The organism is Enterobacter sp. KB-221C9 (genome assembly GCF_041320715.1).
Classification (GTDB): Bacteria; Pseudomonadota; Gammaproteobacteria; order Enterobacterales; family Enterobacteriaceae; genus Enterobacter; species Enterobacter asburiae_D.
The window spans coordinates 394,797-407,702 of sequence record NZ_JBGIWG010000001.1; the positions used below are offsets into that span (position 1 = coordinate 394,797).

The 12,906-nt window shown below is 54.0% G+C and carries 16 protein-coding genes and 1 other annotated feature; of the genes, 11 read left to right on the plus strand and 5 right to left on the minus strand.

Annotated elements, in window-relative coordinates:
- Positions 1 to 6 precede the first annotated feature (6 nt).
- Positions 7 to 543, plus strand: coding sequence for a YniB family protein (locus AB8846_RS01920; protein WP_023311291.1), 537 nt, complete (start codon positions 7 to 9; stop codon positions 541 to 543).
- 36 nt (positions 544 to 579) lie between these two features.
- Here AB8846_RS01920 and AB8846_RS01925 read toward each other — a convergent pair whose 3' ends face one another.
- The 3 genes from AB8846_RS01925 to pfkB all read right to left on the minus strand — a co-directional run bounded on the left by AB8846_RS01925 (position 580) and on the right by pfkB (position 2,875).
- Entirely contained in the window at positions 580 to 1,440 is an 861-nt protein-coding gene (locus AB8846_RS01925) for a fructosamine kinase family protein (protein WP_370731879.1), read from the minus strand.
- Positions 1,441 to 1,545: 105 nt separating this feature from the next.
- A complete protein-coding gene (gene ghoS / locus AB8846_RS01930) occupies positions 1,546 to 1,836 on the minus strand; it encodes a type V toxin-antitoxin system endoribonuclease antitoxin GhoS (protein ID WP_370731880.1) in 291 nt (96 codons plus the stop codon).
- A 106-nt stretch (positions 1,837 to 1,942) separates the two neighbouring features.
- Positions 1,943 to 2,875: a 6-phosphofructokinase II gene (gene pfkB, locus AB8846_RS01935; RefSeq protein ID WP_063142900.1), complete on the minus strand. Its 933-nt coding sequence runs from the start codon at positions 2,873 to 2,875 to the stop codon at positions 1,943 to 1,945.
- Between the two features lie 295 nt (positions 2,876 to 3,170).
- Between pfkB and AB8846_RS01940 the strand changes: the two genes are divergently transcribed.
- Positions 3,171 to 3,929 carry a YdiY family protein gene (locus tag AB8846_RS01940; RefSeq protein WP_029740435.1) on the plus strand — a complete coding sequence of 253 codons (759 nt, stop codon included), beginning with the start codon at positions 3,171 to 3,173 and terminating at the stop codon, positions 3,927 to 3,929.
- A gap of 80 nt (positions 3,930 to 4,009) precedes the next feature.
- Here the strand turns inward: AB8846_RS01940 and yniD are convergent, their stop codons facing one another.
- Together yniD and yncL are read right to left on the minus strand one after the other, a co-directional pair.
- On the minus strand, positions 4,010 to 4,117 hold the full coding sequence (gene yniD, locus AB8846_RS01945; protein WP_008500658.1) for a small membrane protein YniD: 108 nt from the start codon (positions 4,115 to 4,117) through the stop codon (positions 4,010 to 4,012).
- A gap of 98 nt (positions 4,118 to 4,215) precedes the next feature.
- The gene (gene yncL, locus AB8846_RS01950) at positions 4,216 to 4,308 is read right to left on the minus strand and encodes a stress response membrane protein YncL (RefSeq protein ID WP_071886547.1); all 93 of its coding nucleotides are present in this window, start codon (positions 4,306 to 4,308) and stop codon (positions 4,216 to 4,218) included.
- Positions 4,309 to 4,630: 322 nt separating this feature from the next.
- Here yncL and thrS point away from each other — a divergent pair, with 322 nt between their 5' ends.
- The 9 genes from thrS to btuC all read left to right on the plus strand — a co-directional run bounded on the left by thrS (position 4,631) and on the right by btuC (position 12,887).
- Positions 4,631 to 6,559 carry a threonine--tRNA ligase gene (gene thrS, locus AB8846_RS01955; protein ID WP_008500657.1) on the plus strand — a complete coding sequence of 643 codons (1,929 nt, stop codon included), beginning with the start codon at positions 4,631 to 4,633 and terminating at the stop codon, positions 6,557 to 6,559.
- A 3-nt stretch (positions 6,560 to 6,562) separates the two neighbouring features.
- On the plus strand, positions 6,563 to 7,105 hold the full coding sequence (gene infC / locus AB8846_RS01960; protein ID WP_014069901.1) for a translation initiation factor IF-3: 543 nt from the start codon (positions 6,563 to 6,565) through the stop codon (positions 7,103 to 7,105).
- A 97-nt stretch (positions 7,106 to 7,202) separates the two neighbouring features.
- On the plus strand, positions 7,203 to 7,400 hold the full coding sequence (gene rpmI / locus AB8846_RS01965; RefSeq protein ID WP_003030583.1) for a 50S ribosomal protein L35: 198 nt from the start codon (positions 7,203 to 7,205) through the stop codon (positions 7,398 to 7,400).
- Positions 7,401 to 7,451: 51 nt separating this feature from the next.
- Complete coding sequence (gene rplT, locus AB8846_RS01970; protein WP_000124850.1) at positions 7,452 to 7,808, plus strand: 50S ribosomal protein L20; 357 nt, start codon at positions 7,452 to 7,454, stop codon at positions 7,806 to 7,808.
- 117 nt (positions 7,809 to 7,925) lie between these two features.
- Positions 7,926 to 8,050 (plus strand) — a sequence feature (Phe leader region).
- Positions 7,931 to 7,975, plus strand: coding sequence for a pheST operon leader peptide PheM (gene pheM, locus AB8846_RS01975; RefSeq protein ID WP_001386830.1), 45 nt, complete (start codon positions 7,931 to 7,933; stop codon positions 7,973 to 7,975). Its footprint overlaps the feature before it by 45 nt.
- Positions 8,051 to 8,112: 62 nt before the next feature.
- Complete coding sequence (pheS, locus tag AB8846_RS01980) at positions 8,113 to 9,096, plus strand: phenylalanine--tRNA ligase subunit alpha (RefSeq protein WP_063142901.1); 984 nt, start codon at positions 8,113 to 8,115, stop codon at positions 9,094 to 9,096.
- Positions 9,097 to 9,111: 15 nt separating this feature from the next.
- Positions 9,112 to 11,499 carry a phenylalanine--tRNA ligase subunit beta gene (gene pheT / locus AB8846_RS01985; protein WP_370731881.1) on the plus strand — a complete coding sequence of 796 codons (2,388 nt, stop codon included), beginning with the start codon at positions 9,112 to 9,114 and terminating at the stop codon, positions 11,497 to 11,499.
- Positions 11,500 to 11,503: 4 nt separating this feature from the next.
- Positions 11,504 to 11,803: an integration host factor subunit alpha gene (gene ihfA, locus AB8846_RS01990; protein WP_003857805.1), complete on the plus strand. Its 300-nt coding sequence runs from the start codon at positions 11,504 to 11,506 to the stop codon at positions 11,801 to 11,803.
- A gap of 103 nt (positions 11,804 to 11,906) precedes the next feature.
- Positions 11,907 to 12,887 carry a vitamin B12 ABC transporter permease BtuC gene (btuC, locus tag AB8846_RS01995; protein WP_370731882.1) on the plus strand — a complete coding sequence of 327 codons (981 nt, stop codon included), beginning with the start codon at positions 11,907 to 11,909 and terminating at the stop codon, positions 12,885 to 12,887.
- The last annotated feature ends 19 nt before the right edge of the window (positions 12,888 to 12,906 follow it).

Genomic DNA, 12,906 nt, shown 5'->3' on the forward strand with positions numbered 1-12,906 from the left:
GAACTGATGACGTATCAACAAGCTGGACGCATTGCGGTCTTAAAACGCATTGCTGGCTGGGTGATTTTTATTCCTGCCGTCATTTCTACGCTGATTTCTGTACTCAAATTTATGTACGATCACAGCGAAAAACAGCCGGGTATCAATGCGGTAATGCTTGATTTCGCTCATGTCATGATTGAGATGATGCGTTTTAATACGCCATTTTTGAATGTTTTCTGGTTTAACTCACCCACCCCGGATTTTCATCAACAGCTGAACATCGGCTTTTGGGTGATATACGCCCTGATCTTTGTCGCGCTGGCACTGCAGGCCTCTGGCGCGAGAATGAGTCGCCAGACGCGCTTTTTACGCGAAGGCGTTGAGGATCAGTTGATTCTGGAGCAGGCCAAAGGCCCGGAAGGAATGAGTCGGGAGCAGATTGAATCCCGCATTGTTGTGCCGCGTCACACCATTTTCCTGCAAATTTTCCCGCTCTATATTCTTCCCGTCATCATCATTGTGGCGGGATACTTCTTCTTCTCACTGCTCGGTTTTCTGTAAGCGATAAGGGTGGCGGCAAGGCCACCCGTTCTCTACTCAGGCGGCAAGCATACGCTCAAGCGCCCGCTGCGCGTTAACAAGGTGTTCTCCGCCAAAAAGAATGGCTCGGTTCATCAGCGTATAAAGCTGATACACCGGCTGGCGGTCGAGGAAACCGGGCGGCAGGGGGGAAACAGACTGGTATCCGTCGTATATTTGCGGCGGCTGCTCCGGATGAAGCGGCAGCATGGCAAGGTCGCACTCTCTGTCACCCCAGTAGCAGGCCGGGTCAAAGATGTAGGGGCCGTTGGGACCCAGCGCGCAGTTATCTGACCACAAATCCCCGTGAAGCAGCGACGCCTGAGGCTGGTGGGATGCCAGACGCTGTTGAACGTGCTCGACGATGGCATCAATATTGCCAAATTCCAGCCCTTTCTCGGCGGCCAGCTCAAGCTGCCAGCCAATGCGCTGCTCGGCAAAAAATGTCGACCAGCGACGCTGCCAGGCATTGGGCTGTGGCGTGGTAGAGAGATCGTTGTCAAAATCGAGACCAAACTGCGGCTGGTCGCTCCATTGATGCAGGCGCGCTAGCTGTTGGCCGAGGATGAACGCATTATGGGCATCCAGCGGCCGGGCGGGGAGATACTCCATCACCAGGAAGCTGTAGTCGCGGTCGCTCCCCACGGCCAGAACCTGCGGGACCGTCACCGTTTTACTGCGCGACAACAGCTCCAGCTGGTCGGCTTCGGCGGTAAATATCGGAAGCAGCTCTCGCTCATCGCACTTAACGAAAAGATCGCGCCTTGCGTAGCGTAAATGCCACGCGGCGTGGATTTCACCGCCTGGCAGTTCGTTACGCAGTTCAATTTCACCTTCACCCAGCTGCTCACGTAAAAGATGACTGATAGCCTGCCACATGTTGTCTCTCCCATGTTGTCTGCCAGATCATAAAGTTAGCGCATAACGGCGGTAAAAAAATACGAACTAACGCACACCTGAGCGGTTTAAATTCATACAGCGCACTTATTGTTCTTTTTTCCGCCAGCTTTCCCAGGTATCCACTTCGATTTCGGCAGGCTTGTCGGTCACGCTCTCCACCAGACTGGCGGCCAGCGCATGAACCTCTTCCTGGCTCAGGGCGGCGATCAGACCAAATGCCAGGGTGCCTAAATCATGAATATTGCCCTCGTCATCCGTCAGGGTGAGGAGAAAATTAGCCCGGGTGAAAGCATTGTTGAGCTCATTCAGCTCGGTCAGCGATGCTTCATGAAGGTTGATGGTCACGACGTAACGTGTGATGTCACCACTGCTCATAATTCACCTCATTGTTATCATGGAAGTTTTCTTAGCATAGTCGATAGTTTGCGTTTGGCGACTCAGAGAGGACATTCCCCTCCGTAAAGACGAAGGGGAAAAGGCGTTAATTTCGGGACAGGTAATCGACGATTTTTTGCGTATCGGCAAGTGAACAGAGACGCGTGCCCTGGTTGATGGTTGCGGCGCTACCCGCCGCCACGCCGTAGCGCGTCATTTCAAGCAGCGACGCGCCCTGCGCCAGTTTTAGCGTCATCGCGCCCACCATGCTATCGCCCGCGCCAACCGTGCTCTGGCTCTTCATCGGCGGTGGGACAACCTGAACGGACGATGATTCATCGACTGCCAGCGCCCCCTGAGGGCCAAGGGAGACGACTACGCGTCGCGCTTTGCCGCTGCGTACCAGCTCCTGCGCGGCGGTGCGAACATCATCAGGCTGCGTCAGTTCGCGGTTGACCAGCGCGCTTAACTCTTTCTGGTTGGGTTTGACCAGCTCCAGATTGCCCGGCACCAGGGCCGCCTGCAGGGCCTCGCCGCTGCTGTCGACAATGCAGCGAATACCCCGCTGCTGTACCGCCTGAATCAGCGCCGTTAATTTTTCCGTGCTTACGCCGGGCGGCAGGCTGCCGCTTATCACCAGCAGCGCGCCGCTTTCTATCGTCAGCACTTTCTCTTCAAGCTGACGAAACTCGTCATCGCTGAGTTTCGCGCCCGGCATGACAAAACGGTACTGCTCGCCGCTGGACCCCACGTGGACATGCAGGTTTTGCCGCGTCCAGTCTTTGGCCTCGACGGTCTCTACGGCCACCTGTTCATCTGCCAGCAGAGAGACCAGGTGTTCGCCGGTGGCACCGCCGATGGGGAAAATGGCCGTGGCTTTGCCGCCAAGGTGCGTAATGGCGCGCGCCACGTTGATCCCGCCGCCGCCGGGCTCAAAGACCGGGGCGCTACAGCGCAATTTACCTTCCGGGTAAATCTGCGGCGTCAGGGTGGCGGAATCCAGGGAAGGGGAGAGCGTCAGAGTATAGATAGAAACCATCATTACCTCCTTTTAGCATGGGTTCTTATTAGCCTGGCATCATTTGTCAGGAAGGCAATGTAAATAACAGTATGATTTTAAATATGAATACTGACAAAAAGTGAGGCGGGGGATATATAAAATAAAACGCTTTTTGAGATCGTTCTTATTCAAAAAATGAAATAAGAAAACATTGCTATGTTATTTGCGGCTTTTTATAATTTGTTACCTTTCTCTGGACGCCTTGTCATTGATCCTCAAGAAAGATTCCGGGACCGTGTGGTCTCTTTTTTTGTTGTACGGACTCCTTAATAAAATGAAGCTTTTAAAGACAGTGCCCGCTGCACTGATGCTGGCGGGTGGCGTGTTTGCGGCTATGAACGCGACCGCTGATGATACCGTTTTTACTGTCATGGACGATCCTTCCACCGCGAAAAAACCGTTTGAAGGTAACCTGAACGCCGGGTACCTGGCACAATCCGGTAACACGAAAAGCTCTTCTCTGACGGCGGACAGTACGCTCACCTGGTACGGCAACACCACCGCCTGGTCTCTGTGGGGTAATGCCAGCAACACTTCCGCTAATGACGAACGTTCTTCCGAGAAATATGCGGTAGGCGGACGTAGCCGTTACAACATGACCGACTATGACTACCTGTTTGGACAGGCAAGCTGGTTAACCGACCGTTACAACGGTTATCGCCAGCGCGATGTGTTCACCGCCGGTTATGGTCGCCAGTTCCTGAACGGTCCGGTACACAGCCTCCGTTTTGAATTCGGTCCGGGTGTGCGTTATGACGAGTACACCAACGGCGATACCAAAACCCAACCGCTCGGTTACGCTTCCGGTACCTATGCCTGGCAGATGACTGACAACACCAAATTTACCCAGGGTGTTTCTGTATTTGGTGCCGACGACACGACGCTGAACTCTGAGACGGCGCTGAACGTGGCTATCAACGAACACTTTGGTCTGAAAGTGGCCTACAACGTGACCTGGAACTCTTCACCGCCAGAATCTGCGCCGGATCATACCGACCGCAGAACCACGGTATCACTGGGTTATAGAATGTAATGAAAGCGGGCCGACGATGATGTCGGCCCGTTTATTGTCTGTGGCTTTTTGACGTCCCTTCTGATGACCTGTTTTCGCCCCTAGCCCCAAATCATTGCCGCCCAACGGAGTAGCAGCATTGCGCCGCAGATGGCAATCAGCACCAGCACCATTTTCCAGTGTTTTACGGCAAATCGTTTTGTTGGCATAACCTAATCCTTGTTCGTTGATACCCACAGTCTACCAAACAGGGCCGAAATATGCCCCTTCTCGGGATCGATTAGGTTATGCCAGCGCAGGGTTCGGCTCAGAACCAGTGGAATCGTTCGGCGAGAATCAACAATAAACCTGTGGCGGAAAGGACATTCAATATCACAACCGTTCTGCTGGATACGTTCATGGTATGCACCTTTGGGTTTAAAGACCTGTTCAAGAGTAGCCCTGCATCTCAGAAATGCGAGCGCCGGGGAGATGCAACCTGCAAATTCGTGCGAAAGTGCCATCCCATCAATCTGGCCGCAGAGGGTGCAATCTCCTTTGCGTTAGTGTTAACATTACGTCGCTTGCCGTAAATCCGCATTAATCTGAATTCGGCAGGTGAATGATGACGAACCAATTTGACGATTGTTGGTCAGATGGTGTCGTAATCTATTGTCAAATCACGATTATTTTCTTTGTATATGCTCTTATGTGTGGGGCATCACTGCAAATAAGGATATAAAATGCCTGTAATTACTCTTCCTGATGGCAGTCAACGCCATTTCGACCGTGCTGTTAGCCCAATGGATGTTGCCCTGGACATTGGTCCTGGTCTCGCGAAAGCGACTATCGCTGGCCGTGTTAACGGTGAGCTGGTGGATGCCTCCGATCTGATCGAAAACGATGCGACGCTTGCAATCATCACCGCGAAAGACGAAGAAGGTCTGGAGATCATTCGTCACTCCTGCGCGCACCTGTTAGGTCATGCCATCAAACAGCTGTGGCCAAACACCAAAATGGCGATCGGTCCGGTTATCGACAACGGTTTCTACTACGACGTTGACCTCGACCACACCCTGACTCAGGAAGATATCGACGCGCTCGAAAAACGCATGCACGAGCTCGCCGAAACGAACTATGACGTCATCAAGAAGAAAGTCAGCTGGCACGAAGCGCGTGAAACCTTCGTGAAGCGCGGCGAGAGCTACAAGGTCTCTATTCTTGACGAAAACATTTCGCATGATGACAAGCCTGGCTTGTACCATCACGAAGAATACGTCGACATGTGCCGTGGACCGCACGTGCCGAACATGCGCTTCTGTCATCACTTTAAGCTGATGAAGATCGCGGGCGCCTACTGGCGTGGCGACAGCAACAACAAGATGTTGCAGCGTATTTATGGTACCGCGTGGGCCGATAAAAAAGCCCTGAACGCGTACCTGCTGCGCCTGGAAGAGGCGGCGAAGCGTGACCACCGTAAAATCGGTAAGCAGCTTGACCTGTACCACATGCAGGAAGAAGCGCCGGGTATGGTGTTCTGGCATAACGACGGCTGGACCATCTTCCGTGAACTGGAAACTTTCGTACGCTCCAAGCTGAAAGAGTACCAGTATCAGGAAGTGAAAGGCCCGTTCATGATGGACCGTGTGCTGTGGGAAAAAACCGGCCACTGGGACAACTACAAAGATGCGATGTTCACCACCTCGTCTGAGAACCGTGAATACTGCATCAAGCCAATGAACTGCCCGGGCCACGTTCAGATCTTCAACCAGGGTCTGAAATCCTACCGCGACCTGCCGCTGCGTATGGCGGAGTTCGGTAGCTGCCACCGTAACGAGCCATCAGGTGCGCTGCACGGTCTGATGCGCGTTCGTGGCTTTACTCAGGATGATGCGCATATCTTCTGTACTGAAGATCAGGTCCGTGATGAAGTTAACGCCTGTATTCGTATGGTCTACGATATGTACAGCACCTTTGGCTTCGAGAAGATCGTCGTCAAACTCTCAACGCGTCCGGAAAAACGTATCGGTAGCGATGAGACCTGGGATCGCGCAGAAGCGGATCTCGCCGTGGCGCTGGAAGAGAACGGCATTCCGTTCGAATACCAGCTGGGCGAGGGCGCATTCTACGGTCCGAAAATTGAATTTACCCTGTATGACTGCCTCGATCGCGCATGGCAGTGCGGTACTGTACAGCTGGACTTCTCCCTGCCGCAGCGTTTAAGCGCCTCTTATGTTGGCGAAGACAACGAGCGTCAGGTACCGGTAATGATTCACCGTGCAATTCTCGGTTCTCTGGAGCGCTTCATCGGCATCCTGACCGAAGAGTTTGCTGGCTTCTTCCCAACCTGGCTTGCGCCAGTGCAGGTCGTGGTGATGAACATTACCGATTCTCAGGCGGATTACGTTAAAGAATTGACGCAGAAACTGCAAAATGCGGGCATTCGCGTAAAAGCAGACTTGAGAAATGAGAAGATTGGCTTTAAAATCCGCGAGCACACTTTACGTCGTGTCCCGTATATGTTGGTCTGTGGTGATAAAGAGGTGGAAGCAGGCAAAGTTGCCGTTCGCACCCGCCGTGGTAAAGACCTGGGGAGCCTGGACGTAAGTGAAGTGATTGAGAAGCTGCAACAAGAGATTCGCAGCCGCAGTCTTCAACAACTGGAGGAATAAGGTATTAAAGGCGGAAAACGAGTTCAAACGGCACGTCCGAATCGTATCAATGGCGAGATTCGCGCCCAGGAAGTTCGCTTAACAGATCTTGAAGGTGAACCACTGGGGATTGTGAGTCTGAGAGAAGCGATCGAAAAAGCTGAAGAAGCTGGAGTAGATTTAGTTGAAATCAGCCCTAACGCCGAACCGCCAGTTTGTCGTATCATGGACTACGGCAAGTTCCTTTATGAAAAGAGTAAGTCTTCTAAGGAACAGAAGAAGAAGCAAAAAGTTATCCAGGTTAAGGAAATCAAATTCCGTCCTGGTACCGACGATGGCGATTATCAGGTAAAACTCCGCAGCCTGATTCGCTTTCTGGAAGATGGCGATAAGGCCAAGATCACACTGCGTTTCCGCGGTCGTGAGATGGCCCACCAACAGATCGGTATGGAAGTGCTTAACCGCGTCCGTGACGATCTGAGTGAACTGGCAGTAGTCGAATCCTTCCCTACGAAGATCGAAGGCCGTCAGATGATCATGGTGCTCGCTCCTAAGAAGAAACAGTAAGGCCTTCAAGCAGCAAAATCTGTGGAGCCTTCGGGTTTCATAGGTTTTGTTCGCCTATGTTTCGTTTATTTAACAATGCGAAGTGGAAGTTATTAAGATGCCAAAAATTAAGACCGTACGCGGTGCTGCTAAGCGCTTCAAAAAAACCGGTGGTGGTGGATTTAAGCGTAAGCACGCAAACCTGCGTCATATTCTGACCAAAAAATCTACTAAGCGTAAACGTCACCTGCGTCCAAAAGGCCTCGTTTCTAAAGGCGATCTGGGTCTGGTTATCGCGTGCCTGCCGTACGCATAAGCCGTTAACGTTTAATTTTTTTACTAAGAATATAGATACAGGAGAGCACATATGGCTCGCGTAAAACGTGGTGTAATTGCACGTGCACGTCACAAGAAAATTTTGAAACAAGCTAAAGGCTATTACGGTGCGCGTTCACGCGTTTACCGCGTTGCCTTCCAGGCTGTTATCAAAGCAGGTCAGTACGCTTACCGTGACCGTCGTCAGCGTAAGCGTCAGTTCCGTCAACTGTGGATTGCGCGTATCAACGCAGCAGCACGTCAGAACGGTATTTCTTACAGCAAATTCATCAACGGCCTGAAAAAAGCCTCTGTTGAAATCGACCGTAAGATCCTGGCTGACATCGCAGTATTCGACAAAGTAGCGTTCACCGCTCTGGTCGAAAAAGCGAAAGCAGCACTGGCATAAGCCAGTTGAGAGAGGGAGCTTTGCTCCCTCTTTTGTTTTAACATCATCAGAACATTGACTTTTACCCGTCCAGGCTTTTCAATAAGGTCTTAACGGTTTTTACCAGACAAGGTAACGCAAGCATGAATGCTGCTATTTTCCGCTTCTTCTTTTACTTTAGCACCTGATTTCAGGAGGCTAGCGCGTGAAAGATGAAACGAAAAACAGCGCCAGATAAGCCTCCTGATGGAGGCTTTTTTTGTGCCTGAATTTGAGAGAATAACTCCACCAAATCGGTGTCTGCACCGACATAATGAGGAAAATCATGTCACATCTCGCAGAGCTGGTTGCCAGTGCAACAGCCGCCATTAATCAGGCCTCAGATGTTGCCGCGTTAGACAATGTCCGCGTCGAATATCTTGGGAAGAAAGGGCACTTGACCCTTCAAATGACAACCCTGCGCGAGCTGCCGCCAGAAGAACGCCCGGCAGCCGGTGCGGTGATTAACGAAGCCAAAGAGCAGGTACAGCAGGCGCTGAACGCGCGCAAAGCCGATCTGGAAAGCGCGGTGCTGAATGCGCGTCTGGCCGCAGAGACGATCGACGTTTCTCTGCCGGGTCGCCGTATCGAAAACGGCGGTCTGCATCCGGTTACCCGCACCATCGATCGCATTGAAAGTTTCTTCGGTGAGCTCGGCTTTACCGTGGCGACTGGCCCGGAAATCGAAGATGATTACCATAACTTCGACGCCCTGAACATTCCTGGCCATCATCCGGCACGCGCTGACCACGACACTTTCTGGTTCGACGCTACGCGTCTGCTGCGTACTCAGACCTCCGGCGTTCAGATCCGTACCATGAAGGATCAGGAGCCGCCAATCCGTATTATCGCGCCGGGCCGCGTCTATCGTAACGACTACGATCAGACCCACACCCCAATGTTCCATCAGATGGAAGGCCTGATTGTTGATAAAAATATCAGCTTCACCAACCTGAAGGGCACGCTGCACGATTTCCTGAACAACTTCTTTGAGGAAGATCTGCAGGTTCGTTTCCGTCCATCCTACTTCCCGTTCACCGAACCGTCTGCGGAAGTTGACGTGATGGGTAAAAACGGCAAATGGCTGGAAGTGCTGGGCTGCGGCATGGTGCATCCAAACGTGCTGCGCAACGTGGGTATCGATCCGGAAGTTTACTCCGGCTTTGCCTTCGGCATGGGCATGGAGCGTCTGACCATGCTGCGCTACGGCGTGACCGACTTACGTGCATTCTTCGAAAACGATCTGCGTTTCCTCAAACAGTTTAAATAAGGGCAGGACAGAACAATGAAATTCAGTGAACTGTGGTTACGCGAGTGGGTGAACACCACGCTGGACAGCGACGCGCTTTCTAACCAGATCACCATGGCGGGTCTGGAAGTGGACGGCGTTGAGCCGGTTTCCGGTGCCTTCAACGGCGTGGTCGTCGGCGAAGTGGTAGAGTGCGGCCAGCACCCTAACGCTGACAAACTGCGCGTGACAAAAGTGAACGTGGGCGGTGACCGCCTGCTGGATATCGTCTGCGGTGCGCCAAACTGCCGCCAGGGCCTGAAGGTGGCCGTGGCGACCGTCGGTGCGGTGCTGCCGGGCGATTTCAAAATTAAAGCGGCTAAGCTGCGCGGCGAGCCGTCTGAAGGCATGCTGTGCTCCTTCTCCGAGCTGGGTATTTCCGACGACCACAACGGCATCATTGAGCTGCCGCTGGATGCGCCAGTCGGCACCGATATCCGTGAATACCTGAAGCTTGATGACAACACCATCGAAATCAGCGTCACGCCAAACCGTGCCGACTGCTTAGGTATCATCGGCGTGGCGCGCGACGTTGCCGTGCTGAACCAGACCGAGCTGAACGCGCCGGACATTGCACCGGTTGAAGCGACCATCAGTGACGTGCTGCCTATTCAGGTTGACGCTGCGGATGCTTGCCCGCGCTACCTCGGTCGCGTGGTGAAAGGCATCAACGTGAAAGCGCCAACCCCGCTGTGGATGAAAGAGAAGCTGCGCCGCTGCGGTATCCGCTCTATCGACGCCGTGGTTGACGTGACTAACTACGTTCTGCTGGAGCTGGGCCAGCCAATGCACGCGTTCGATAAAGATCGTATCGACGGCGGCATCGTTGTGCGCATGGCGAAAGAGGGCGAAACCCTGGTTCTGCTGGACGGCAGCGAAGCGAAACTGAACGCCGACACCCTGGTGATTGCTGACCACAGCAAAGCGCTGGCAATGGGCGGTATCTTCGGGGGCGAGCACTCAGGCGTGAACGACGAGACGCAAAACGTCCTGCTGGAATGCGCGTTCTTCAGCCCGCTCTCCATCACCGGTCGCGCACGCCGTCACGGCCTGCATACCGATGCCTCTCACCGCTACGAGCGCGGCGTTGACCCGGCGCTGCAGTACAAAGCGATGGAACGTGCGACCCGCCTGCTGATCGACATCTGCGGCGGTGAAGCGGGCCCGGTTATTGACGTGACCAACGAAGCGACCCTGCCGAAGCGTGCCACCATCACCCTGCGCCGCAGCAAGCTGGATCGCCTGATTGGCCACCACGTTGCCGATGCGCAGGTGACCGACATCCTGACGCGTCTGGGCTGCGAAGTGACCGAAGGCCAGGACGAGTGGAAAGCCGTTGCGCCATCATGGCGTTTCGACATGGAAATTGAAGAAGATCTGGTGGAAGAAGTGGCCCGCGTTTACGGCTACAACAACATCCCTGACGAGCCTGTCCAGGCAGGTCTGGTGATGGGCACCCACCGTGAAGCCGACCTGTCCCTGAAGCGTGTGAAAACCATGCTGAACGACAAAGGCTACCAGGAAGTGATCACCTACAGCTTTGTTGATCCAAAGCTGCAGCAGCTGATCCACCCGGGCCAGGAGGCGCTGATCCTGCCAAGCCCAATCTCCAGCGAAATGTCCGCGATGCGTCTGTCTCTGTGGACGGGCCTGCTGGGCACTGTCGTTTATAACCAGAATCGTCAGCAAAACCGCGTGCGAATTTTCGAAAGCGGTTTGCGCTTTGTACCGGATAATCAGGCAAATTTAGGCATCCGTCAGGATCTCATGCTGGCTGGCGCCATCAGCGGCAACCGCTATGAAGAGCACTGGGACCTGGCAAAAGGCACGGTTGATTTCTACGATATGAAGGGCGATCTCGAAGCGATTCTGGATCTGACCGGTAAATTATCTGAAATTGAATTCCGCGCAGAAGCTATCCCTGCTCTGCATCCGGGCCAGAGCGCAGCCATCTATTTAGACGGCAAACGCGTTGGTTTTATTGGGGTTGTTCACCCTGAGCTGGAGCGCAAGCTGGACCTGAACGGCCGTACCATCGTGTTCGAACTGGAATGGACCCCGGTGGCTGACCGCGTTATTCCTCAGGCTCAGGACGTCTCCCGCTTCCCGGCAAACCGCCGTGATATCGCGGTTGTGGTCGCGGAAAATGTACCCGCAGCAGATATTTTGGCCGAATGTAAGAAAGTTGGCGTAAATCAGGTAGTTGGCGTAAACTTATTTGACGTGTACCGCGGCAAGGGCGTAGCAGAAGGTTTCAAGAGCCTCGCTATTAGCCTTATCCTTCAGGATACCAGCCGTACACTCGAAGAAGAGGAGATTGCCGCTACCGTCGCCAAATGTGTAGAGGCATTAAAAGAGCGATTCCAGGCATCATTGAGGGATTGAACCTATGGCGCTTACAAAAGCTGAAATGTCAGAATATCTGTTTGATAAGCTTGGGCTTAGCAAACGGGATGCCAAAGAGCTGGTAGAGCTGTTTTTCGAAGAGATCCGTCGTGCTCTGGAAAATGGTGAGCAGGTAAAACTCTCCGGTTTTGGCAATTTTGATTTGCGAGACAAAAACCAACGTCCGGGCCGTAACCCGAAGACGGGGGAAGATATTCCCATTACAGCCCGCCGCGTGGTGACCTTCAGACCCGGCCAGAAGTTAAAAAGCCGTGTCGAAAACGCAACGCCCAAAGCAGAGTAATATGAACTAACTAAAAAGGCCGCCCACGCGGCCTTTTTTCTTTGCGCTCTCCGGCAAACCCGCCGTAAAATCAATTACATCACACGCTACTAAAACCATACACATGCTTGATTATGCCCATCGCCAGCACCGTTCCGATAAGCGTCGCCTGCTTTTGCTGGTGCTGTTGCTCATTGTCGCCGCGGGCGTGAGCCTCTGCGCCGGAGACAGATGGATAGGGCCTGAAAGCTGGTGGGGGCCGGACGGGCAGCTCTTCGTCTGGCAAATTCGCCTGCCGCGCACCGTCGCGGTGGTTCTGGTGGGGGCCGCGCTGGCGCTGTGCGGCACCATTATGCAGGCGTTGTTTGATAACCCGCTGGCGGAGCCCGGGCTTCTTGGCGTGTCGAACGGGGCTGGCGTGGGTCTGATTGCGGCGGTGATGCTGGGCGGGGGAGAGCTCTCCGGATGGAGTATTAGCCTGAGCGCTATTCTCGGTGCATTACTGATCACAGCGATCCTTCTTCGCTTTGCCAGACGGCACTTATCGACCAGCCGCCTGCTGCTTGCCGGCGTGGCGCTGGGGATCATCTGTAGCGCGTTGATGACCTGGGCGGTCTACTTCTCAACATCCTTTGACCTGCGTCAGCTGATGTACTGGATGATGGGCGGCTTTGGGGGCGTTGACTGGCGCCAGGGCTGGCTGATGGCGCTGCTGGTACCGGTCATCGTGTGGGCTGTCCTGCAGGCGCAGCCGCTGAATATGCTCGCGCTGGGTGAAACCTCTGCCCGCCAGCTCGGCATGCCGATTGGGTTCTGGCGTAATGTGCTGGTGATCGTCATTGGCTGGCTGGTCGGCGTCAGCGTGGCTCTGGCGGGCGCGATCGGTTTTATCGGGCTGGTTATTCCGCACATGCTGCGCCTGTGTGGCCTCACGGACCATCGGACCCTGCTTCCGGCCTCGGCGGTTGCCGGGGCCGTCACGCTGCTGGTGGCCGATATCATCGCCCGGCTTGCCCTGACGGCCGCAGAGCTGCCGATTGGCGTGGTGACCGCCACGCTGGGCGCGCCGGTATTTATCTGGCTACTATTAAAAGCTGGACGTTAAATCAACTAGCCGTAAGACA